The organism is Thermoactinomyces daqus (genome assembly GCF_000763315.1).
Classification (GTDB): Bacteria; Bacillota; Bacilli; order Thermoactinomycetales; family Thermoactinomycetaceae; genus Thermoactinomyces_A; species Thermoactinomyces_A daqus.
On the sequence record NZ_JPST01000005.1, the window covers coordinates 61,157 to 82,089 of the forward strand.

General features: G+C 48.6%; 25 protein-coding genes. 8 read left to right on the top strand and 17 right to left on the bottom strand.

Translation table 11 applies throughout. The annotated features are described in order from the left end of the window. Positions 1-3: 3 nt before the first annotated feature. Positions 4-807, bottom strand: coding sequence for an SDR family NAD(P)-dependent oxidoreductase (locus JG50_RS0102170; protein WP_052153922.1), 804 nt, complete (start codon positions 805-807; stop codon positions 4-6). 12 nt (positions 808-819) lie between these two features. Further along, positions 820-1,908, bottom strand: a complete 1,089-nt coding sequence (locus JG50_RS0102175) for a class II aldolase/adducin family protein (protein ID WP_033099456.1) — start codon at positions 1,906-1,908, stop codon at positions 820-822. Positions 1,909-2,248: 340 nt separating this feature from the next. On the opposite strand from JG50_RS0102175, the gene JG50_RS0102185 reads away from it, so the two are divergent. After that, positions 2,249-2,692 (top strand): hypothetical protein, encoded by a 444-nt coding sequence (locus JG50_RS0102185; protein WP_152568457.1) that lies wholly within the window; start codon positions 2,249-2,251, stop codon positions 2,690-2,692. Between the two features lie 502 nt (positions 2,693-3,194). On the opposite strand, the gene JG50_RS0102195 is transcribed toward JG50_RS0102185, so the two are convergent. Then, positions 3,195-3,455 carry a YuiB family protein gene (locus tag JG50_RS0102195; protein ID WP_033099460.1) on the bottom strand — a complete coding sequence of 87 codons (261 nt, stop codon included), beginning with the start codon at positions 3,453-3,455 and terminating at the stop codon, positions 3,195-3,197. Positions 3,456-3,639: 184 nt separating this feature from the next. Here JG50_RS0102195 and JG50_RS0102200 point away from each other — a divergent pair, with 184 nt between their 5' ends. Beyond that, positions 3,640-4,407, top strand: coding sequence for a chlorite dismutase family protein (locus JG50_RS0102200; RefSeq protein WP_033099461.1), 768 nt, complete (start codon positions 3,640-3,642; stop codon positions 4,405-4,407). Between the two features lie 49 nt (positions 4,408-4,456). Here JG50_RS0102200 and JG50_RS19920 read toward each other — a convergent pair whose 3' ends face one another. Then, on the bottom strand, positions 4,457-4,609 hold the full coding sequence (locus tag JG50_RS19920) for a YuiA family protein (RefSeq protein ID WP_160173790.1): 153 nt from the start codon (positions 4,607-4,609) through the stop codon (positions 4,457-4,459). A 330-nt stretch (positions 4,610-4,939) separates the two neighbouring features. Continuing rightward, positions 4,940-6,127: an NAD(P)/FAD-dependent oxidoreductase gene (locus JG50_RS0102205; RefSeq protein WP_033099462.1), complete on the bottom strand. Its 1,188-nt coding sequence runs from the start codon at positions 6,125-6,127 to the stop codon at positions 4,940-4,942. A 371-nt stretch (positions 6,128-6,498) separates the two neighbouring features. Here JG50_RS0102205 and JG50_RS0102210 point away from each other — a divergent pair, with 371 nt between their 5' ends. Both JG50_RS0102210 and JG50_RS0102215 read left to right on the top strand, forming a co-directional pair. After that, positions 6,499-7,503, top strand: a complete 1,005-nt coding sequence (locus JG50_RS0102210; RefSeq protein WP_033099463.1) for an NAD(P)/FAD-dependent oxidoreductase — start codon at positions 6,499-6,501, stop codon at positions 7,501-7,503. Between the two features lie 119 nt (positions 7,504-7,622). After that, complete coding sequence (locus JG50_RS0102215; protein ID WP_052153923.1) at positions 7,623-7,883, top strand: hypothetical protein; 261 nt, start codon at positions 7,623-7,625, stop codon at positions 7,881-7,883. A 50-nt stretch (positions 7,884-7,933) separates the two neighbouring features. Here the strand turns inward: JG50_RS0102215 and JG50_RS0102220 are convergent, their stop codons facing one another. Continuing rightward, a complete protein-coding gene (locus JG50_RS0102220) occupies positions 7,934-8,290 on the bottom strand; it encodes a HesB/IscA family protein (protein ID WP_033099464.1) in 357 nt (118 codons plus the stop codon). A 74-nt stretch (positions 8,291-8,364) separates the two neighbouring features. Next, positions 8,365-8,613, bottom strand: a complete 249-nt coding sequence (locus JG50_RS0102225; RefSeq protein WP_033099465.1) for an aspartyl-phosphate phosphatase Spo0E family protein — start codon at positions 8,611-8,613, stop codon at positions 8,365-8,367. Positions 8,614-9,147: 534 nt separating this feature from the next. Here JG50_RS0102225 and mqnE point away from each other — a divergent pair. After that, positions 9,148-10,248 (top strand): aminofutalosine synthase MqnE, encoded by a 1,101-nt coding sequence (gene mqnE, locus JG50_RS0102235; protein ID WP_033099467.1) that lies wholly within the window; start codon positions 9,148-9,150, stop codon positions 10,246-10,248. Between the two features lie 98 nt (positions 10,249-10,346). Here the strand turns inward: mqnE and JG50_RS0102240 are convergent, their stop codons facing one another. The 4 genes from JG50_RS0102240 to cysK form a co-directional block, all read right to left on the bottom strand. Continuing rightward, a complete protein-coding gene (locus tag JG50_RS0102240) occupies positions 10,347-10,586 on the bottom strand; it encodes a DUF1450 domain-containing protein (protein ID WP_033099468.1) in 240 nt (79 codons plus the stop codon). A 146-nt stretch (positions 10,587-10,732) separates the two neighbouring features. Then, a complete protein-coding gene (locus JG50_RS0102245) occupies positions 10,733-11,053 on the bottom strand; it encodes a YuzD family protein (protein WP_033099469.1) in 321 nt (106 codons plus the stop codon). Positions 11,054-11,072: 19 nt separating this feature from the next. Next, positions 11,073-12,206, bottom strand: a complete 1,134-nt coding sequence (locus JG50_RS0102250) for a bifunctional cystathionine gamma-lyase/homocysteine desulfhydrase (RefSeq protein ID WP_033099470.1) — start codon at positions 12,204-12,206, stop codon at positions 11,073-11,075. 4 nt (positions 12,207-12,210) lie between these two features. Beyond that, entirely contained in the window at positions 12,211-13,137 is a 927-nt protein-coding gene (gene cysK, locus JG50_RS0102255) for a cysteine synthase A (protein ID WP_033099471.1), read from the bottom strand. A gap of 223 nt (positions 13,138-13,360) precedes the next feature. Here cysK and JG50_RS0102260 point away from each other — a divergent pair, with 223 nt between their 5' ends. From JG50_RS0102260 to JG50_RS20600, 3 genes are all read left to right on the top strand, one after another. Further along, positions 13,361-13,588 carry a NifU family protein gene (locus JG50_RS0102260; RefSeq protein ID WP_033099472.1) on the top strand — a complete coding sequence of 76 codons (228 nt, stop codon included), beginning with the start codon at positions 13,361-13,363 and terminating at the stop codon, positions 13,586-13,588. Positions 13,589-13,733: 145 nt separating this feature from the next. Continuing rightward, positions 13,734-13,976, top strand: coding sequence for a hypothetical protein (locus JG50_RS20595; RefSeq protein ID WP_033099473.1), 243 nt, complete (start codon positions 13,734-13,736; stop codon positions 13,974-13,976). A gap of 166 nt (positions 13,977-14,142) precedes the next feature. Further along, positions 14,143-14,349 carry a DUF975 family protein gene (locus tag JG50_RS20600; protein WP_052153924.1) on the top strand — a complete coding sequence of 69 codons (207 nt, stop codon included), beginning with the start codon at positions 14,143-14,145 and terminating at the stop codon, positions 14,347-14,349. Between the two features lie 32 nt (positions 14,350-14,381). Here the strand turns inward: JG50_RS20600 and JG50_RS0102275 are convergent, their stop codons facing one another. From JG50_RS0102275 to JG50_RS0102300, 6 genes are all read right to left on the bottom strand, one after another. Continuing rightward, entirely contained in the window at positions 14,382-15,206 is an 825-nt protein-coding gene (locus JG50_RS0102275; RefSeq protein ID WP_033099474.1) for an MBL fold metallo-hydrolase, read from the bottom strand. A gap of 86 nt (positions 15,207-15,292) precedes the next feature. Further along, positions 15,293-16,273, bottom strand: a complete 981-nt coding sequence (locus JG50_RS0102280; RefSeq protein ID WP_033099475.1) for an ABC transporter ATP-binding protein — start codon at positions 16,271-16,273, stop codon at positions 15,293-15,295. Beyond that, on the bottom strand, positions 16,266-17,291 hold the full coding sequence (locus JG50_RS0102285) for an ABC transporter ATP-binding protein (protein WP_033099476.1): 1,026 nt from the start codon (positions 17,289-17,291) through the stop codon (positions 16,266-16,268). Before JG50_RS0102285 ends, JG50_RS0102280 begins: the two co-directional genes overlap by 8 nt. A gap of 13 nt (positions 17,292-17,304) precedes the next feature. Beyond that, on the bottom strand, positions 17,305-18,237 hold the full coding sequence (locus JG50_RS0102290) for an ABC transporter permease (protein ID WP_033099477.1): 933 nt from the start codon (positions 18,235-18,237) through the stop codon (positions 17,305-17,307). A 7-nt stretch (positions 18,238-18,244) separates the two neighbouring features. Continuing rightward, positions 18,245-19,174, bottom strand: coding sequence for an ABC transporter permease (locus JG50_RS0102295; RefSeq protein WP_033099478.1), 930 nt, complete (start codon positions 19,172-19,174; stop codon positions 18,245-18,247). A gap of 89 nt (positions 19,175-19,263) precedes the next feature. Continuing rightward, positions 19,264-20,898 (bottom strand): peptide ABC transporter substrate-binding protein, encoded by a 1,635-nt coding sequence (locus JG50_RS0102300; protein WP_033099479.1) that lies wholly within the window; start codon positions 20,896-20,898, stop codon positions 19,264-19,266. Between the last annotated feature and the right edge of the window lie 35 nt (positions 20,899-20,933).

Here is a 20,933-nt window from a genome sequence, read left to right on the forward strand (position 1 = left end):
ACCTCAACCGTTTATCGTGGCCGTTGCCTTGTCTCTTCCTTTTCCCATCCACGAACCATATAACCTTCTTGTGACAAAAAGATACAGTTCAGGACAAAGCTGACGCAACCGCAATGCCCATCTGAGGGAACGCGGAATGACGAGAACCCGCGGACGCTCTATCAGGCGCACGGCATAACGGGCAACTGTATCGGCATCCAGCATTTTTTTGGCGATAAATGGAGGAAAACAGGCGGCAGGATCCTTTTCCCCGAAAAAAGGGGTCAACACCGGTCCCGGACAGAGCACTCCCACCCGGATCACCGGGGAATACTCCATCCTGAGCGACTCAGAAAACCCCAGCAAAGCAAATTTGGAAGCGCAGTAACCGGCCAGATTCGGGATACCCGTAAGGCCGGCCATTGATGCAATGTTAATGATGCGCCCGCCCCCGGCCAGCAGCATCTGCGGCAAAAGGTGGGCAGTGAGGCGGACAGCGCCCAAATAATTGGTGTCAATCATCTTCTCGTAATCGGAGAGAGGGATGTCCAGTGTCCCGCCAAATTCACCCACTCCTGCATTGTTGATCAGCACATCGATTTTGCCGAACCTCCGGATTACCGCATCCACCATCTGTTTCACATCATTTTCCCTGGTGACGTCACAGGCATAAATGAAACAATCCTTTAACTTCCGCTTTAACGCTTGAAGTTTCTCCATATTCCGGGCAACCAGGATGGGATAATCCCCCTGTTTTACCAGCTGCTTGGCGATGGCTTCCCCGATTCCGCTCGAAGCCCCGGTAACGAGCACAAACCGTTTGTTCATGCAATCCTCCCCTCAGCTCATGGGAACTTGTGGAATGATTTTCCCTTCGATCCGCTCAAAAATATCCTCCAAATTCCGCCCCGTGATGGTAAGCCCGTGATTTCTCAACCCCACGACAGCGCGTGACGGATCTTCTGCCTGACGGATCAGTCCGGCCACCGCCTCCGCCAACTGGACGGTTCCGCAAGGGTAGTTAATCTCCGTCGACGGCACTCCCTCCATCCAAGCGTGAACATGGACGATTGCTCCAACCTCGGGATGCTCTGAATAAATCATCCAGTGTTCAATCGCATCAACCGAGGCACGCTTCGGGGTTACATGCGGAGGAACACTGATCTCCATCGCGGTGTTTTGGTCATTGTACCGTTTCACAAGGAGGATGTCCCGCCCGATTTCTTTGAGGTTCGCTTTGTTGACACCGCTCGCACTCATCCAAAAAGAGTTGTCCTCATGGCGCGCGCTTAAGTTCCCGTAGCTCAACCCCCCAATTCCGTATAAACGGTGGATATGTCGCAATTCTTTAGGGGAGAGAAGCTCGTCGATTGGAAACGGGGCGGGAAGCAGGTTGAGGGAATCCAGCTTCTTGCCGGCCTGATAGATGCTTTGCGTCGTTTGATTTCCTTCCCATAACTCCTCCGGCAAGTCGGGAATAAAAACATTGTCGATCACCAGCTTGGAGGTGGCCAATGGTTTCAGCCGTTCAAATACTTCACGGAAATAGCCTTCTTCTCCCTCCTCCCTTTTGATCTTGTAACAACCTTGCTCCAACGTGACAAAATAAGTTTTCAAGCTGCCGCCGGAGCGATCGAGATAAATCAGCAAATTGCCCAGGGACCGGACCAAGACCGGGTAGCCGGCAAACAGGATATTATTCTCCGGACGGTCTGATTCAGCGATTGTGACGACAAATGTGCCTTTCCCGTTGCGCCGAAAATGCTGCGGCTCATCGGGATTCACGAAGTTAAACACCAATTGGACAAAAGGGTCATCCGACGGTACGTGCTGGTAATGATTAGCCTCCATTTCCCGTTTTAATCCATCAGCAAATTGTTCCAGTGTTGAGGTTCGTCTCCAATCTCCTGCAATGGCAAAGGATTGCATCTAAATCACCTCTTCTCAAATTCAACCCTTATTATTCGCCATGCATATGGAAAAATATTCTTCCCTGTCCAATAAAAAAACAGCAGCCAACACAGCTGAGAGACTGCTGACAAAGGCAAGCAGGTCAGCAATTTTTGGTCAAAATCAGAAGATAACAAAAAAGATCAGGACGGAATTGTATGTTTCAAATCCACGTCCATCGGCAAGGCAGTATTGAATCGGTCAATATCGGGGAGCTGGTACCACAGGATCACCGGTTTCGCAAGATTGACGCCGCCATCGACTTTTCGTTCATCGCAGAAATGACCCGACCATTATACTGCGAGGACAACGGGCGTCTTTGCATGGACCCGGTTTGTTCATCGGGTATTTGGCTCGGAACGGCGCCTGGTGGAAGAAATACAGGTCAACGTGGCATACTGCTTCCTTGACGGACAAGGTCGCTCACACCACCACATTCAGCAAGAACCGACGCAGCAGGTTCAACGATACGACCATCTTCCGGGAGAGCTTCGACGAAATCGTTTTGCAAGCCATCCGCCACGGACTGATCAAAGGGAAAGAACTGTTTACAGACCCGACGTTTTTAAAGGCAAACGCCAACAAGAACAGATTCACCTGTCAGATGGTTCGCCAATCCGCGGTGAAGTACACGGCGGAATGGGATCGCGCCATTGACAGGATCGTGAAACACACGGCAAGCGGCCGTCCACTTAAGAGGAACAAGAAACCCAACGGTACTTTTTCCGTGAGCTCCTACAGGCCGGCCTCCTCTTTTTCATGATTCGTCTGAACATGGCCGAGACGGGAAATCTCTGAACCAAAAGCAACGTTCATTTCTGCTGCTGTTCGGATGTTGGGAATCTGTGCAAAAAAGGCGGGATTTTGAATGGAAGGAATAGTACTCTTCTCTTTTGGTCAAAATTATTTTTTCCTCTGTAACGAAATACTGATTTTCGGGATATATAAGTAGAACCAATTGAAGGAGGCGATGCAGTGGGTGACCGCATTGAAGAACGCCCGAAGCGTGTACAAATTCTTGCTCGCCCTGTGTCACATTGCGGATACGGCGGAAGAACTGACTCAGGAAACTTTCTATCGCGCTGTATATTCTATCGCCTTTCTCCTCAGGAGAAGGAGCAAGGGGCCCGACGGCGGATCTTTCCTCCGTGATCTCCGCCTGTTTTTCTCTAGTTTTTTCCGATTTAGCATAAAAACCCAGCGGAGAAACTGCTGGGTTTGTCAATAGCCTCACAGCGGCCAACGCGCTTGAATCTTCTTGCCTGCTAAAACATCCGATATCCTTTCGTGCGAAGAGTTTTAATTGTCCAAACACCGGAAATCGCTCCGGCCAGCCCCGAAAAAAAGAGGACACCATTAACCAGGGTGACAATATGCGTCACATCCCATCCTACATACAAAACGACGGCGAAAAAAAGCACCAATGGCAACCAAGTGGTTTTCAAAATCATATTGAGAATAAACCCCAACCCGAAAAACAACACGAACAAGAGCGGGATGGAGATAATCAACTGGGCGACATTCATTGCCCATCGCCTCCGTCTCTGATAAGTTCGCACCCATTTTACTGAAAATCGAAATCAAGGTCAATAAAAGGACAGAAACATGGCAATTTAATGAATAGGATCTCTCGGCATCTTCCCCTGTTTGCTTCTTCTCTTCTCTTTCCGCTACAATAAAAAAGAATCGAAGTAAAGGAGGAAGCACTTCATGCGTCCACAAGGCAGACCATCATTTACAGGCAGACCCGGAACGGAAACCGGCGGAAGCAGTGCCCAAGGCCGTCCCAGTCTGCCAACCCAATTTGTCAACTTTTCCTTTTTCAAGGTGGACCCCGCCTGGCGCCGGCTGAGCGAATCCGAACAGGAAAAAGGAAAACAGGAATTCGCGGCGGTGGTGAAAGAATATCAGGGCAAGCCGGGAACCTTTGTCCTCAGCTATTCCCTTGTCGGAATCCGTTCCGATGCGGAACTCATGCTGTGGAGAATCGCCAATGACCTGGAAACATTCCAAAAAATGACGAGCGAACTTATGAAAACAGGTCTTGGCAAATATTTGGAGATTACTTACTCTTATCTGTCCCTGACCAAACGCAGCGTCTATGTTGATAAGATGGATCCGGAACACCAAAACCCGCGCACGCATATCATTCCGGGGCGAAGTAAATATCTCTTCATATATCCGTTTGTAAAAACCCGTGACTGGTACCAACTTTCATTCCCTGCCCGCCAAGGAATGATGGATGAGCATATCCAGGTGGGAAGCAAGTATCCGTCTGTCAAATTAAACACGACTTACAGCTTCGGAATCGACGACCAGGAATTCGTTGTCGCGTTTGAAACCGATGATCCCAAAGACTTCCTCAATCTCGTGCAGGAATTGCGCGAAACGGAAGCCAGCCGGTATACTCTGCGCGATGTTCCCATGTTTACTTGCATTCGCCATGATGATGTCCTCGATGCTCTTCATACCCTGTAAAAGAAGAAAAGTCCCGCTTTTAACGGGACTCGTTCCATTTGAATAAAAATTATGAATTTTTGTTATATTGTGTTTTATCTTTTGCGCTTTTCTTTGCCTGGCCCGTTCCGTTACAAGCATAGCAGGTTTCTGATCCGCCGAGAACCAAATCGATATATCCTGCACCTTCACAGTAAGAACAGGTCATTGTTTGCAGTTTCATATAACCGCCTCCTATAAAAATATATTTTCTGAAAATTATATAGTATTTTATCAAGAAATAAAAATCCCTAAATCAGGCATAAAAAGTGCTGCAGAGCAATGAAAGCGGTAACAAAAGGGTGATACGCGTCATTATATAGAATTAATCCGGTTTCCTTTCAAAAACAAAAAGACCCTTCATCAGAAGAGTCCCTGTTTGTTGACAAAATCCTGAAACAGGAGTCAGGCCGGGAAGAACCATTCCCTTTATTGACGGATGTCCGCGCGGACGCTGCCTGGCCCTCCATCAAGGTCCGGCCAGACAACGCTCAAGCTGGAGCAGACTGATCTCTTACAGTTTTCCTTTGCGCAATGCAAGGCCGACGCCGCCGAGCAGGAACAGCCAGCGCAAGTCGATCACTTTTTTCATGAAGGCAGCGGAACCGCCGGTCATTTTTTTGTTTCCGACAACACCAATCGCTTCTCTTCTTCCCAAAGAAGCAACTGTACCTTTCGGCTTGTAAACAAACGGCTCTGTAATCTGTCCGCCGCGAATCACTTTCGCTAATTGTTTGCCGAGATATTGGCCTTGTTGTGTCGAAATTTGTGCCGTTGGCGGATAAGGTCTTTCACCGTTAAACACCAAAGAGCTGTCACCGAGGATGAAGACATTTTCGTATCCGGGTGCGCGCAGTTGCTCATCCACTTTCACACGGCCCCGCATGGTTTCAATCCCCGATTCTTCAACCAGTTTGTTGCCCCGAACCCCACCGGTCCAGACAACGGTAGCAGCTTTAATTTCCTGACCGCCTTTGAGGATAACCCCCTCTTTTGTACACTCCTCAATCGGCGTATTGACCAGGAACTCAACCCCTTTTCCTTCCAAATACTTGACGGCATAATCGACAAGCTCTTTGTCAAAGCCCGGAAGAACCGTCGGGGCTGCTTCGACGTTCACGATCCGCACTTTTTCCATCGGAACATCATAGTCGTGGCAGAGTTCAGGCATGCGGTCAACCAGTTCACCTACATATTCGATCCCGGTAAATCCGGCACCGCCGACCACGATGGTAATCAATTCTTCTTTTTTCTCGCTTGCGTAGCGGGAGAACATATACTCCATATGTTCGCGGATCTGGCGCACGGAATTGATGTTGCGGATAAAGAAGGCATTTTCAAGAAGCCCTTTGATCCCGAACGTTTCCGGCGCACTTCCCAAACCGATGACGAGATAATCGTATTTGAGAGGCTCACCGTTTTCAAGCTGAACTTCCTGTTCATTCAGCTTGATCGCTGATACACGGTCTTGAATAAAGTTAATCCGCTTCGTGTTGATTACCGACGGAATCGAGACGCGGGCATGATCTGGATGGGCTGTACCTGCTGCCGGTTCGTGCAATTTGGTCGTAATGTAGTGATACTTATTTTCGTTGACCAGTGTAATTTCGGCTTCATTGTAACCCAGTTCCTTGGCCAGCCCTTTGGCGGTCATCAATCCGCCGTATCCCGCGCCCAGAATAACGACTTTTGGTACACTCATCGCTGATCACATCCATCTAACTAATATTGATTACTTTATCACAATCTGGGGGAACCAAGCACCTTCGCTCTTATTGAATGATACCAATGATTATGATATGATTTTCACGAACTTTTGGCAAGTCCTTTTCTTTGTTCACATTTTATCCACTTCTTTTGCCTGTATCCGCCGTGAAGCTAGAAGTTATTTCAAAAAACGGGTGATGGAGGAAGGCAGGAACATCGGTCTGTGTTTGCAGAGTGCCCCAAGATCGAATAGAGTTAGATTGAATTCCAGCAATTTGATTGGGATTTTTTATACACATAAGGTAATATATAAAATATCAACATAAAATCAAGTTTATCCTTTAAGAATTTTCTGGAGGTGGCATCATGACAAACATCGCTCAAAATCCGTCTTCAATCACGGATATTGCCGTGATCGGCGGAGGACCGACAGGTATTTTTGCTGCTTTTTATGCCGGAATGCGCCAATCATCGGTCAAGGTGATTGAAAGTTTGCCGCAACTCGGCGGCCAGCTCTCTGCGCTTTATCCGGAAAAATATATATATGATGTTGCCGGTTTTCCCAAGATTTTAGCGCAAGATCTGGTCAATAACCTGATCGAACAGGCCAACCATTTTAACCCGATTTACTGCCTGGATGAAAAAGTACTGCAAATTAATAAAAAAGAGGAACGCCTGTTTGAGATTGTCACGCAAAAACAAGTCCATCTGGCGAAATCAGTGATCATCACAGCGGGTAACGGGGCCTTTGAACCCCGCAAGCTCAACGTACCCGGTTCAGAACAATATGAACAAAGCAATTTATTTTATTTCGTGAAGGATAAACAAACCTTCGCGGGCAAAGACGTTTTGATCGCGGGTGGAGGTGATTCAGCCGTCGACTGGGCCCTCATGCTGGAACCGATTGCCAAAAGTGTGACGGTGATCCACCGCCGGGATAAATTCCGCGCCCATGAACACAGTGTAGAATTGATGAAACAATCCCGCGTCCGCATCATCACTCCCAGAGAAATTGAATCTCTTCACGGCAAGGGCCGGATTGAACAAGTGACGATCGTCGACAAGAAATCCGGTGTACGGGAAGAATTGGCCGTCGATGCCGTGATCGTCAGTTTTGGTTTCATCTCGTCATTGGGCCCGATTGTCGAATGGGGGTTGGAGATTGAAAAAGGAGCCATTAAGGTAAATTCCCGGATGGAAACCAACATCCCCGGCATTTACGCAGCCGGCGACATTGCCACTTATCCGGGGAAAGTCAAATTGATCGCCGTCGGTTTCGGCGAAGCCCCCACTGCGGTAAATAACGCAAAACAATATATTGACCCGGATGCCCGCCTTCAACCCGGACACAGTTCCAATCTCAAACTGTAACAATGAAAAGAGTCCCCATCCGCTTAGGCCGGGGACCTTTTAATTTGGTTGTGCATTACATCGCTGCATGAAAACACCGGAGCAGTGGCAGGTTAAACACAGGAGGTTGAAGAGAAGTCATGCGGAAAATTTCTTATGCCTGCCCCGTTTGCAACGGTTTTTCGGCACTGTCCATTTTATTCCCCAAATGCACGACTCCCTTGATGGATTACGGGCGCTTCAGCGACCTGCTGGGCGATTACAGCCCGTACCGTCCCATTGATGACTTGAAGATGACCGACGGATGGATCGATGTCGCCACCCATCGCTGTCCCCACCATCTGTTCTGTCCCGCCTGCGGTTTTTCCGATGTCGAGATGGTTTCGGAAATAGAAATTTAAATAAAAAACCCGCCTCTTTGTAAACGTGAGACGGGTGTTGGCCCATGCAATCAGCAATCACTTGGTTTTCCGGCATCAGTTGCCGTCCGGAAAGAAGATCCACAGCCGCAAGTAGCGACAGCATTGGGATTTTCAATGCTGAAACCACCGCCCATCAGTGACTCTTTGTAGTCAATGATCGTTCCTTTGAGGTAGGGTTCATTCTCTTTATCAATCAAGGTGCGCACACCATCAAATTCCAATTCGACATCATTTACATGCTTATCTTCATCAAAACCCATGCTGTATGAAAAACCGCTGCACCCTCCATGCTGTACACCGACACGAAGATACAGTTTCTCCGGATTTTCCTGCTCCGCAAGCATTTCCCTTACCTTTAACGCTGCTTGCTTCGTCAATGTGATCATCGGCGATCCCCTCCTTCATTCTTAGTATACAAGGGAATCCGTTGCCGATACAACCGAGCAAACGCGGCGAACATTCAGATCGCTTTAAACATATTGAGGTTTTTGCCCGATTCATCCGGCCGTGTGTGGGTGCGCAAGGGATAAACATTGCTCTTATTCTTCTCCGACCTGGCATTTTCCTGTTCCCATTGGTTGTGCAGCAGATCCAATTCACGACTCAGCTGATAGACCTTCGGATGACTGATCCCCAAGCGAAGTGCAGTTTCCCCCATCCGCTTCCGAACCGCCTCGATCTTGTCCTCCAACGAACGAAACCAGTTCATCCACAACTCCTCCCTTTCCTCAAAACTTGACCCTTGGTTTGTTTTTCTCTAAAGTTAAGCACATTTGTTCGAATTTGCTTACTATTTTCAGTATACAATGACAAAGGTGAAAATGAAAGATGGTATTTTTACAAATTTTTCAAGTAAACCTATTTTTTAGACAACCTGTCTTCCAAGCTCTTGACAATTTACGAAAACCAAAATTATTTTTGTAAAATGATGGGATGCGTTTTCCCATCAATCTCCTTTATACGTTGAAATCCGGCAAATCCGGAGAGCAAAACGCCGTCGCCCATCCCCGAAGCTTGACAGAAAAAGGTGGCACCCCGGCTGGTGTTGGATTCGACAGAGCTCTCGTGCCGTTTTCTATCAACTTCGTTTTGTGATATGATGAAATAGATCATGGCAACTTTTATTTAGAGTATCGAATTTTTCTCAATAAGCACAAACCAAAGCTAAATCGCTTGAATGATACCTGGGCAAAACCGGCCCAAAACATAAAAATCTCCACATCGTGGAGAGGAGGAACTTATGATGTTACTTTCCACCATCACTGACCACGCTCTGGAACCGATCGTGGAAAAGGTTCAAAACGGGGAGCGCCTTACGCTGGAAGACGGTTTAACCCTGTACAATACACCGGATTTGCTGACTGTCGCCCAGCTGGCCAATCTTGTCAACCAGCGAAAAAACGGGGATCGCGTTTATTTTATCCAAAATCTGTACATCAATCCGACAAACGTATGTGAAGCCAAGTGCGCCTTTTGTGCGTTCCGTCGCGACCCGGACGAAGAAGGAGCTTACACCATGTCGCCGGAAGAGCTCCTGGAGTATGTAGAAAAGCGCTACAGTGAGGGAATGCGCGAGTTTCACATCGTGGGTGGTCATAACCACACCGTTCCTTTTGATTACTATCTGAATACGGTATCCATCTTAAAGAAACATTACCCCCATATTACGATCAAAGCTTATACCGCTGCGGAAATCGAATTTTTTTCCCGCCTCTCCGGCCTCTCCATTGAAGAGGTTTTGAAAGAGTTGATGGCTGCCGGTGTGGAATCTCTCACGGGTGGCGGCGCCGAGATTCTGACCGAACGTTACCGGCTGAAAATGAGCCCGGATAAAGCGAGCACAGATCAATATCTGGAAGTTCATCGCATCGCCCACCAGCTGGGGCTAAAAACGCACTGCACGATGCTCTACGGCTCGATCGAGACCCTGGAAGAGCGCCTGATTCATATGATTCGCCTGCGTGAATTGCAGGATGAGACGAATGGATTTTTGGTCTTTATTCCGTTGGCCATGCAGCCGCGCAATGTAAACGCATCGATCAAACGGCGCACGTCCGCGATGGATGATATGCGCACCATTGCCGTCAGCCGGTTGATGATGGATAACTTCCCGCACATCAAGGCATATTTTATCAATATCGGCACCCAACTGGCGCAGCTTGCCACCCAGTTCGGGGCATCCGACCTGCACGGCACCCTTGTAGAAGAGCGAATCAGTCACGCAGCCGGAGCATTAACCCAGCAGGCTCTTACCAAAGACGAACTCATCTGGCTGATCAAAGGGGCAAACCGCACGCCTGTGGAACGGGATACTTTCTATAACCCAATTAAAATCTATGAGTAAGAAAGCAATGCACCGGCTGATCTCCTGTTTTGGGGACTTTTGCAGGCAAAAAAAGCATCCGGCTCAATCCCGGATGCTTTCTTCATTTATAATTGATGTTAAAAGCGAACTTCCGTTTCCTCAATTGCCTTGTAAATGTTTTTCAGCAATTCCTCAGCCGTATCCCCGGTAATCAGTTCCCCGTTGACCAAGGCATAAGGTCCGCTTGCACAAATTCCGCAGTTGCCGAGGCAACCGTATTCAAGCACATCAATTTCCGGATCGGCTTCCAGTTTCTTTTTAATTTCCAAAACATCATCCGTCAAATTGTTAAGACAAAATTCCACCAACGGGAACATCTATCTTCACTCCATTATTGGCCTAACTGATCTACATAGCCATTATACATCGACTCTTTTATTTTGCCCAATCGCAAAAAAAGAGGTTCTTTTTTTCTTCAAAAAAAACAAAAAGGCTCCGGCATAATGCGGAAGCCTTTTATCATTTATGATCCGATCTGCACCGCACCCCGCTCTTCGATGATGCGGACAATCTCTTTCAGTTTGGGATTTCCTTCAGCCACTATCTGTTCAGCGATCACGACCACCGGATACCACAGATCCTCATCGATCACTTTGCGGGAAAATGCTGCTTCTTCTTCGGTTTGCGGGTTAAAGATGTCGATATAGCGGACACTCACTTGCTCACCGTACTTGCGTCCCAGTGCCGCCCGCAGCCAGGTGGCCGTTTCGCGGGAAGACGGGAGATTGACACAGCTTGCGCACAACTCCTCCGCACCGTAAACAAGTACTTCGATCGGTTTCATGTTTCTTCCCCTCCTGACATCAGCTTAAAGCTTGATCCAGGTCGGTCAGCAGGTCCTCTATATCTTCCACCCCGACGGAAATGCGGATCAACCCATCCGTAATTCCCAGCCTCTCTCTTTTCTCAACCGGAATAGAAGCGTGGGTCATGCGGGCGGGAACCGAAATCAAACTTTCCACGGCTCCCAAACTTTCTGCGAGGGTGAAGAGTTTGGTTCTCTCCAACACTTGCTCTGCCAGTTCAGCACTGCCCACGTCAAACGAAATCATTCCGCCAAATCCTCTGGCCTGTTTAGCGGCAATCTCATGGCCGGGATGGGTGGCAAGCCCGGGATAATACACTTTCTTCACACGCTCATGATCAGCCAGCCATTCCGCAATCCTGCGGGCATTCGCCTCATGCTGTTTCATGCGCAGCCCCAGTGTGCGGATTCCCCGGATCAACAGCCAGGAATCTTGCGGACCCAAAACCCCGCCGATCGAGTTTTGCAGAAAATGGATCTCCTCGCCAAGGCTCTCCTCTTTGGTGACAGCGATGCCCGCCACAACATCGCTGTGACCGCCGAGATATTTGGTCGCGCTGTGCACAACGATATCGGCTCCCAATTCAAGCGGATTTTGCCAATAAGGGGTTAAAAAGGTGTTATCCACAATCAAAAGGAGCCCATTTTGCCGGCAAATGCCGGAGATCGCGGTAATGTCGCTTACTTTGAGCAGCGGATTGCTCGGGGTTTCCATATAGACTGCTTTTGTTTCCGGACGGATCGCCGCTTCAATCGCTTCCAAATTGCTGGTGTCAACAAAGGTGGCTTCCAGCCCCATCCGGTTAAAGACGCGGGTCAAAACGCGGAACGTTCCACCGTAAACATCATCTCCGACGACGAGGTGATCTCCTTGATGAAAGAGGGAAAGAACAGTGGAAATAGCCGCCATTCCCGATGAAAACGCCAATCCGCGCGCACCGTTTTCCAGTTCGGCCATCAATTGTTCAAGCGCGGCCCGGGTTGGATTGCCCGTCCGGGAGTATTCGTAGCCCGCGTGTTCACCCACGCGTTTTTGTTTATAAGTGGAAACTTGGTAGATCGGAACACTGACGGCACCTGTATGCGGATCGCCAAAAGTGCCCCCGTGAATCAGTTTGGTATCGATTTTCATTGTATCATACACCGCCTTGGTAAATTTTTTTGCTCAGATAGCGTTCACTGCTGTCGGGGAAAATGACCGCGATTCTGGTTCCCGGTTCCGCTTTTTCCGCCTCTTTGAGCGCAGCATAGCAGGCAGCGCCGGACGAACTTCCGACAAGCAAGCCTTCCTTTCGCGCCAATTCTTTCACCAGCGCAAACGCATCTTCATCTTTTACAGTATACACCTCATCTATTAATTGTCGATCGAAATACTCGGGAAAAAGCTCCATGCCGATTCCTTCGGTTTTATGCGGACCCGGCTCTCCTCCTGCGATAATTGATCCTTCCGGTTCGACAATGACCGCTCTCAACTGCGGGTTTTTCTCTTTTAGATAACGTGCCGCCCCCATAAATGTTCCGGCTGAACCCGCACCGGCAATAAAGATGTCAATCTTCCCGTCCGTCTGTTCCCAAATTTCCGGTCCCGTGCTTTGGTAATGGGCCCGGGGATTGGCCGGATTGCTGAATTGTTGGGGGCACCATGCTCCCGGAATTTCTTGTTCCAATTCCAGCGCCTTTTTGATCGCGCCTTTCATTCCTTCTTCCGTCGGCGTATTGATTACCTTTGCTCCCAAAGCGCGCATCAATTCCTGCTTTTCTTCAGAAAACTTCTCCGGAACAACAAAAATCGTTTTGTATTCCGTTCCGACAGCAGCCATGGCCAAGCCGATTCCCGTATTGCCTGCTGTCGGCTCAATGATGGTTACGCCCGGTTTCAATTTCCCGGTGCGCACCCCTTCCTCAATCAAAGCGATTCCCAAACGGTCCTTCACGCTTCCGCCGGGATTAAAGTATTCTAATTTCGCATACAGCTCTACCTGTTCCGGAATGCCCATGCGCTGAATTCGCACCAACGGGGTGTTCCCAATCAATTCCTTAACATCTTCGTATCTATTTTTCATCGCTTATTCTCCTTTGACAAGATAGTCAAACAGGCTGAAGAAAAGCACCAAATTCATCTTAGCAATTTTTGTTTCCAAATTAAAGGTAAAATCGCTGGCAACCCGCTCTCCGGGAAATAACCATTGATTTTTTCGATAAAAAAACCTACAATGAACTTGACTTCCTGCTTTTACTTCCTTTTGATAAGGATTTCTACCCTGTAAAAAGAAAGGGGTTCTCAGCATGTCTGTACAAGAACGCGTACAAGAAGTATTAGATAAATTGCGTCCTTACATTCAACGTGACGGCGGCGATGTGGAATTGGTTGAAGTCGAAGACGGCATCGTTCGTGTCCGCCTGCTCGGTGCATGCGGAAGTTGCCCCAGTTCGACGATCACATTGAAAGCCGGCATTGAACGGGCCTTGATGGAAGAAATTCCGGAGGTCCGTGAAGTGGAACAGGTGCTTTAATCCTGATCATCCCTTTTCCGAAGATGGAAGAGGGATTTTTTATTGGTTAAAAATTGTTAATAAAAATTCCAAATATAAATGTTTCAATTTAATAGACTTATCTTTATAATGTTGAATATAAATCGACATAAAGGAAGTGATGTTTTTGAATTACGCTGCTCTTCGGCGATACGCCCGCGAGTCCTTGCGCGGAACCTGGGGCTCTGCTGCAGGAGTGACCCTTCTGTTTCTGATTTTGGTCGGACCTCTCAGTTATATCCCTTTCTGGGGTATTTTTATGTCCGGCACCATCACGATCGGCTATACCTTATTCATATTAAAAAGGTTCGCGGCCAACACGCCGAATTGGGCGATCTGTTTTCGCAATTTAAAAGCGGCCTTTATCTGAAAAGTGTTGGCGCAAGCCTGCTCACTGCCATCTATACTTTTTTATGGACATTACTTTTCGTTATTCCAGGGATCATCAAGAGCTATTCCTACTCCATGACCTATTTCATCTTGCTGGATCATCCGGAATATACGGTAAATGAAGCAATTACAAAAGCCGGGAAATCATGGACGGGCACAAAGCAAAATTATTTGTGCTGCAACTCACTTTTCTGGGATGGTTTCTTTTATGCAGTATTGTCCCCTTTGGTTTTATCGGCTTTTTTTGGCTGATTCCTTATTACAATGCGGCAAAAGCCCATTTCTATCTGAAAATTACGGGCCAAGCCCGGGAAGAATCCCCTGTACATACAAACATCCCATCCGCCGGATAATTCCCGGCCCGGATGGGATGTTTTTTATCTCATCAAGTTGAAAACAATCTTCCTTCCAGCGCTGCGATGTATCTTTCCGCCGATTTTTGCACGGATTGATTGGCGTTCCGGAGAACAACGCGATGGAACGCATTGTATATACGGTCAAACTTCAGACCGGCCACTTTCTCCGCTATCTCTGCCACTTTTCGGGCCGGAAGGGGGATCAGATTGGGGAAGCTGTACATAAAGCTGACCCATTGGCGGTCGGCAACCACTGTAATTATGTCCCCGGTAAGCAGGATTCCTTTTCCGGCATTGCCAGTCTCCCAATGAAGAACAGCGCCTCCCTTGAAATGCCCGCCAAGACGATGAAGAGTCATCCCTTCTGACAGCTGCAAAGATTCCCCTGTCCAGAATTGGATATAATCGCTGGGGCGCATCACCCATTCTTTATCATCTGTATGGATATAGATCGGAGCGTCGAACGTTTCAGCCCACTCCACCATTGTCGAATAGTAATGGGGATGAGACAGGGCAATCGCCTGAACGCCACCCAATTTCTTCACTTCTGCCACCGTTTTTTCATCCAGGTAAGCAATGCAATCCCAGAGAACATTAAAACCTTGATTTTGCACGAGATAGGTCGTTTGCCCGATGGCAAATCGGGGGTTGGTCGTAATGCTGTACAAACCTTCTTCATCGTGGATGATCTCGTTGTGATATCGTCCGCTCTTTCGCATCATCTCCAAAGTGGTCCAGGTTTGCCCGTCAGGATGGACATATTGGCGCTCCTCGTCACAGATTGCACATCTTGCGGGCGGTTCAGTTGTTGGCGGATATTGAGTCCCGCAAGTGTTGCAAATAAAAGCCTGCATCCTGCGTCCCCCTTTTTGAGGAATTTTATAAGAGAAGGGATAATTCCCTTTCGACATCGCGCAGAGAATGATCCCTTCTCAGATGATTATTCGTTATAAAGATGGCATGCCACAAAGTGGTTGGGCTGTGCTTCTTTCCACTGCGGGATCTCTTTCGCACAAATCTCCATCGCTTTGGGGCAACGGGTGCGGAAACGGCAACCGCTTGGCGGATTGATCGGGCTTGGAACATCTCCTTCAAGAATGATGCGTTCCCGCGTTTTCGCCGTTTTCGGATCGGGAATCGGCACGGCGGAAAGAAGTGCTTCGGTGTAGGGATGAAGCGGATTCTCATACAGTTCGTCACTGCCCGCCAATTCCACCAGATTTCCGAGATACATCACGCCTACCCGGTCGGAAATATATTTCACCATGGATAAATCATGGGCAATAAACAAGTAGGTCAGTCCTTGTTCTTTTTGCAATTTTTTCATCAAGTTCACTACTTGTGCCTGAATGGAGACGTCCAGAGCGGAAATCGGTTCATCGGCTATGATAAACTCCGGTTCCACTGCCAGCGCGCGGGCGATGCCAATCCGTTGCCGCTGCCCTCCACTGAACTCGTGAGGAAAGCGATCGGCATGTTCTTCGTTCAGCCCGACCACTTTGAGCAGTTCGATCACGCGTTTGCGGCGCTCCTCTCCACTGGCCAACCCGTGAATGTCAATTCCTTCCGCGATGATATCCATCACCGTCATGCGCGGATTGAGGGAGGCATAGGGATCCTGGAAAATCATCTGCATCTGGCGGTTAAACGCTCTTAACTCCTGACCTTTTAACTCATGAACATTTTTTCCTTTAAACTCGACTGAACCGTCAGTCACACCGTACAACCGGATCAACGTGCGCCCGATGGTTGATTTGCCGCAACCCGATTCCCCTACCAGACCGAGCGTTTCACCCCGGTAAACATCAAAGGTAACTCCGTCAACCGCTTGAACAACTTGTCCTCCGCCGACAACAAAGTGTTTTTTCAGGTTTTTGACGGAGAGGATCACTTCTTTGTCCTGTGTTTCGGTTTTACTCATCTTTCGTCCCCCCTACTGCTGCCACAGGCGGCTTCACATCCGGCGCCATCGGGTGCTCAAGCCAGCAGGCAACTTGATGCGTCGAAGAAATATCGGTCCGCTCCGGCATTTGTTCCTTACAAATTTTCATGGCATATTTGCAGCGAGCCGCAAACGGGCATCCCTTCGGGGGTGAAATCAAGTCAGGGGGCGATCCCGGAATCGGGAGCAGCTTCTGGTCGCTTCTCAAATCGAGACGTGGCATCGAACCCAACAATCCCCATGTATACGGATGGCGCGGGTTATAAAAAATTTCGTCCAGTTTTCCTGTTTCAATCACAATGCCCGCATACATGACGACAACCCGGTCAGCGATATCGGCCACGACACCCAAATCGTGTGTGATCAAAATAATCGCAGTTCCCGTCTTTTTCTGCAACTCTTTCATCAAGTCAATAATTTGCGCTTGGATGGTCACATCGAGCGCCGTCGTCGGTTCGTCAGCGATCAAAATTTTCGGCTGACAGGCCAGCGCGATCGCGATCATCGCCCGCTGCCTCATCCCTCCGGAAAACTGGTGAGGATATTGCGCAAGCCTTGATTCCGGGCTGGGAATGCCGACAAGGCGCAACATTTCAATCGCTTTGTTCCTTGCTTCGGCTTTGCTCATTTTTTGGTGTCTGACCAGTCCTTCGATGATTTGTGCCCCTACCGTCATGGTCGGATTGAGCGAAGTCATCGGGTCCTGAAAAATCATCGCGATCTCTTTCCCGCGAATTTTTTCCATCTGTTTTTCTGTCGCCTTGGCCAAATCGTCTCCTTCAAACAAAATTTCCCCTTCTTTGATAAAGCCCGGCGGATTGGGAATCAGGCGCATAATCGTCTGCGAGGTTACGCTTTTGCCGCAACCGGACTCCCCGACGATGGCCAATGTTTCCCCCTTCTCAAGATCAAAAGTGACACCGCGCACCGCTTTTACTTCGCCGTTATACGTCTTAAAGGAAACGTGCAGATCACGCACTTCCAACAATTTGCTCATCCTTATTCACCCCCTATTTGCGCATCCGCGGATCAAGTGCATCTCTCAGACCATCTCCGACCAGGTTGAAGGCCAGCATGATCAAACAGAGAATCGCGGCCGGATAAAACAATTGGTATGGGTAAATCTGCAGATAGTTATAACCATCAAACACCAGCGATCCCAGACTGGCTTGCGGCGGACGAATTCCCAGGCCGATCATGCTCAAGAACGCTTCAAAGAAGATCGCCGACGGAATGGCAAATGTTACTGCCACGATAATCGGCCCCATCACATTGGGAATCAGGTGCTTGAACAGTATGCGGCGATGTCCGGCTCCCAGTGTGCGGGCTGCCAACACATACTCCTGTGACTTCAGCTTCATGATCTGTGCGCGCACCACACGGGCCATCGGAACCCACCCGGTGATCGACAGCGCCACCGCAATCGGTACTATTCCCGGATCGAAAACCAACAACATCAAGGTAACGACAATCAGGTTGGGAATGGAATACAAGATCTCAATAATCCGTTGCAAAATATCATCGACCCTGCCCCCGAAATAACCGGAGATACTGCCGATCGTCACCCCGATGCACAAGTCAATCAAGGCAGCTAACAGTGCGATGAGCAGGGAGACTTGCGCCCCGTGCCAAGTACGCTGCCACAGGTCCCGGCCCAAGTTGTCCGTACCGAAATAATGGTCACCTATATGCTCCTGATTGGAGATCGTCAAATTATTTGTATGGTCGTCATACTTATTCATCATCGGGCCAAAAATAGCAAAAAAAACAATGAGTGCTAGAACAATCAGGCCGGCCATCGCTCCCGGATTGGTGCGAAAGCGACGCCACGCATCTTTCCAGAAGCCCACCCGCTCCCGCAGGATTCGCTCCTCCGCCCCAGCTTCACTGGCTACCGGCTCAAACAGCTCCGGCGACAATTCTTTTGCTGCGTTTGCGCTCATCTGTGTCTCACTCCTTTGCACTGGCAATGCGAATTCTCGGGTCAATCACTCCGTAAAGCAAGTCAACCAGGAAGATGGCGACAATAAACAGGATTGCATAGAAAATCGTGATCCCCATAATCATCGTGTAGTCGTTAGTGGTAATCGAATCCACAAAATATTTCCCATCCCCCGGGATGTTGAAGATCTGTTCGACCACAACCGACCCGGTAATGATGTTAATGGTCAGCGGCCCCAGTACCGTAATCGCCGGAATCAGCGCATTTCGCATGGCATGGCGGACAACGATCGCTGAGCGCTTCAATCCTTTCGCCTTGGCCGTTTTCATATAATCTTGATCCAACACTTCGACCATTTCCGAACGAACATAACGAGCCATCTGTGAAATGACAAAGAAGGAAAGAGCTAATGATGGCAAAATGGAATACTCCCAGGACTCCCATCCGGCCACCGGCAAAATGCCCCATTTCACGCCAACCCAAAAAGAGAGCAATCCGGCGGCGACAAAGCTGGGAACCGAAACACCGGCGATGGCGATGACGGTTGAAAGGTTATCCACCCAGGTTCCACGCCTCAGGGCGGCAATAATCCCGAGTGCCAACCCGATGATCACCCCAAAAATAACGCCTTGAATCCCGATCAAGGCCGAGGCCGGGAAGCCTTGCAAGATCAAATCTGTTACCGAACGGCCGTCCAGATTCATGGAATTGCCCAAATCACCCTGAACCAACTTTTCCAAAAACAGTCCGTACTGGACCATCAGCGGTTTATCCAAGCCATAGGAAGCGATAATTTGTTCTCTGATCTCCGGCGGGAGCTTCTCTTCATTTTTCAGCTGGGTACCGGGCAATAAATGCATGAGAAAAAAGGTTATTGTTACGATTACCCATAAGGTAACCACCATATAGCCCAGCCGGCTTAGCGTATATTTCAGCACCTTGATTCACTCCTTTCTTAATGACGGAAAAAAGCAAGGATGAAGGTATATGTCGCAACCGACACATACCTTCATCAAATACACACGGCTTATTCTTCGATGTAAGTCCACTTGAGGCTGTATTCAAATCCGATTGAATTCCAGTACCAGTCTTTGATTTTCGGTTGTTTCAGACCCAGTCGGGTTCTGTAGTAAAGCGGTACAATACCGTGGTCATTGATCAAGATTTGTTCTGCTTTGGTCAAATCATTGAAACGTTGTTTAAAATCCGGATTTTGCTTCGATTTTGCGATTAATTCGTCAAATTCTTTATTGCTCCATTTTCCGCGGTTAAAGCTGTTATCCGACGTGAAAAGATCCAAGAAGGTCATCGGATCGTTATAGTCTGCGTTCCAACCGGAATAAAGGAGATCGAATTGCTGATGTTTTCCTCTCTCCAAGCGTTCTTTGAAGGGTACCGAGTCGATGACGATTTTGGCGCCCAGGTTGCGCTGCAGTTGGTCTTGGAGATAGGCCAAGTCTTTTTTCGCCCCGGTCGTATCGTCACCCAAAATGTGAATCGGTGGCACTTGATCCTGAGTCATGCCCAATTCTTTCAGACCTTCTTGCCAGAGCTGTTTCGCTTTTGCTGGATCATACTGCACTTTGTCCTGATTGACTTCACGATATTTTTTCTTATCATCGAAACCGCTGGCTTTGATGGATGGAGGAACAATGCCGCCGGCCGGAATCGAACCGTTTTGCTCCACTTTGTCAGTCAGCGTTTTCTTATCAATGGCCAAGCCGATCGCTTCCCGGATTTTCGGGTTTTGGAACAGCTTTTCGGTTTGGTTCATTTCCAGATACCAGGATGAAGATTCCTTGATGTTGAAAACATCTTTGTTGTTTTTGTACTTGGCGGTAAATTCAGTCGGCAGATAGGTGAAATCCAGTTTACCCGTGTTGTACAAGTTGATCTGGGTTCCGCCGTCCTTGACGATCTGCCAATTTACCTGTTGCAGTTTGACCGTATTTTTATCCCAATAATTGTCGTTCTTTTTCACACTGAAGCTTTGGTTGTGCACCCAGGAAGTCAGGACAAACGGACCATCGTAAACCATATTTTTCGCTTCGAGCGCGTATTTTTCCCCGAATTTTTCCACAATGTCCTGGCGCTGCGGCAAATAGGCCGGGAAGGTCAACAGATCCAGGAAGTACGGGATCGGCTGTTCCAACGTCACTTGCAGCGTTTTGTCGTCAAGTGCTTTCACCCCGACATCGTCAGCTTTTGCTTTGCCCATGTTAAACGCTTCAGCGTTTTTCACAGGATAGAGGATGTAGGCATACTCTGATGCCGTTTTCGGGTCAAGCGCCCGCTTCCAAGCGTACTCGAAGTCGTGGGCCGTTACCGGTTTGCCGTCACTCCATTTTGCATCGCGGAGTTTAAAGGTATACGTTTTTTTGTCCGGGCTTACCTGCGGGGCGGCCGCGGCAATGCCAAGCACCGGGTTTCCGTCTTTACCGACGCGATAAAGACCCTCCATGATATTGTTCAGCAATGTAGCTGAAACTGTGTCCGTGGACTTCGCGCTATCCAGATTGGGCGGTTCTTGCAATTCAACGAGATTGAGCACTTGTTTGCCTCCGCCGCCGCTCGTACCGCTGAATGTATTACAACCAGATAAGGCCAATGCGGTTACGAGGAGGAGTGCGAACAAGGAGGATAGTTTGAACCTCTTGTTCATCCGATTGCCCCCTTTTTTCAAAGTTAAAATAATTT

What these genes read in the sequence shown, in the direction of transcription:
- JG50_RS0102170 (WP_052153922.1), bottom strand. Translation starts at nt 807, where the DNA reads ATGAACAAACGGTTTGTGCTCGTTACCGGGGCTTCGAGCGGAATCGGG.
- JG50_RS0102175 (WP_033099456.1), bottom strand. Translation starts at nt 1,908, where the DNA reads ATGCAATCCTTTGCCATTGCAGGAGATTGGAGACGAACCTCAACACTG.
- JG50_RS0102195 (WP_033099460.1), bottom strand. Translation starts at nt 3,455, where the DNA reads ATGAATGTCGCCCAGTTGATTATCTCCATCCCGCTCTTGTTCGTGTTG.
- JG50_RS0102200 (WP_033099461.1), top strand. Translation starts at nt 3,640, where the DNA reads ATGCGTCCACAAGGCAGACCATCATTTACAGGCAGACCCGGAACGGAA.
- JG50_RS19920 (WP_160173790.1), bottom strand. Translation starts at nt 4,609, where the DNA reads ATGAAACTGCAAACAATGACCTGTTCTTACTGTGAAGGTGCAGGATAT.
- JG50_RS0102205 (WP_033099462.1), bottom strand. Translation starts at nt 6,127, where the DNA reads ATGAGTGTACCAAAAGTCGTTATTCTGGGCGCGGGATACGGCGGATTG.
- JG50_RS0102210 (WP_033099463.1), top strand. Translation starts at nt 6,499, where the DNA reads ATGACAAACATCGCTCAAAATCCGTCTTCAATCACGGATATTGCCGTG.
- JG50_RS0102215 (WP_052153923.1), top strand. Translation starts at nt 7,623, where the DNA reads ATGCGGAAAATTTCTTATGCCTGCCCCGTTTGCAACGGTTTTTCGGCA.
- JG50_RS0102220 (WP_033099464.1), bottom strand. Translation starts at nt 8,290, where the DNA reads ATGATCACATTGACGAAGCAAGCAGCGTTAAAGGTAAGGGAAATGCTT.
- JG50_RS0102225 (WP_033099465.1), bottom strand. Translation starts at nt 8,613, where the DNA reads ATGAACTGGTTTCGTTCGTTGGAGGACAAGATCGAGGCGGTTCGGAAG.
- mqnE (WP_033099467.1), top strand. Translation starts at nt 9,148, where the DNA reads ATGTTACTTTCCACCATCACTGACCACGCTCTGGAACCGATCGTGGAA.
- JG50_RS0102240 (WP_033099468.1), bottom strand. Translation starts at nt 10,586, where the DNA reads ATGTTCCCGTTGGTGGAATTTTGTCTTAACAATTTGACGGATGATGTT.
- JG50_RS0102245 (WP_033099469.1), bottom strand. Translation starts at nt 11,053, where the DNA reads ATGAAACCGATCGAAGTACTTGTTTACGGTGCGGAGGAGTTGTGCGCA.
- JG50_RS0102250 (WP_033099470.1), bottom strand. Translation starts at nt 12,206, where the DNA reads ATGAAAATCGATACCAAACTGATTCACGGGGGCACTTTTGGCGATCCG.
- cysK (WP_033099471.1), bottom strand. Translation starts at nt 13,137, where the DNA reads ATGAAAAATAGATACGAAGATGTTAAGGAATTGATTGGGAACACCCCG.
- JG50_RS0102260 (WP_033099472.1), top strand. Translation starts at nt 13,361, where the DNA reads ATGTCTGTACAAGAACGCGTACAAGAAGTATTAGATAAATTGCGTCCT.
- JG50_RS20600 (WP_052153924.1), top strand. Translation starts at nt 14,143, where the DNA reads ATGGACGGGCACAAAGCAAAATTATTTGTGCTGCAACTCACTTTTCTG.
- JG50_RS0102275 (WP_033099474.1), bottom strand. Translation starts at nt 15,206, where the DNA reads ATGCAGGCTTTTATTTGCAACACTTGCGGGACTCAATATCCGCCAACA.
- JG50_RS0102280 (WP_033099475.1), bottom strand. Translation starts at nt 16,273, where the DNA reads ATGAGTAAAACCGAAACACAGGACAAAGAAGTGATCCTCTCCGTCAAA.
- JG50_RS0102285 (WP_033099476.1), bottom strand. Translation starts at nt 17,291, where the DNA reads ATGAGCAAATTGTTGGAAGTGCGTGATCTGCACGTTTCCTTTAAGACG.
- JG50_RS0102290 (WP_033099477.1), bottom strand. Translation starts at nt 18,237, where the DNA reads ATGAGCGCAAACGCAGCAAAAGAATTGTCGCCGGAGCTGTTTGAGCCG.
- JG50_RS0102300 (WP_033099479.1), bottom strand. Translation starts at nt 20,898, where the DNA reads ATGAACAAGAGGTTCAAACTATCCTCCTTGTTCGCACTCCTCCTCGTA.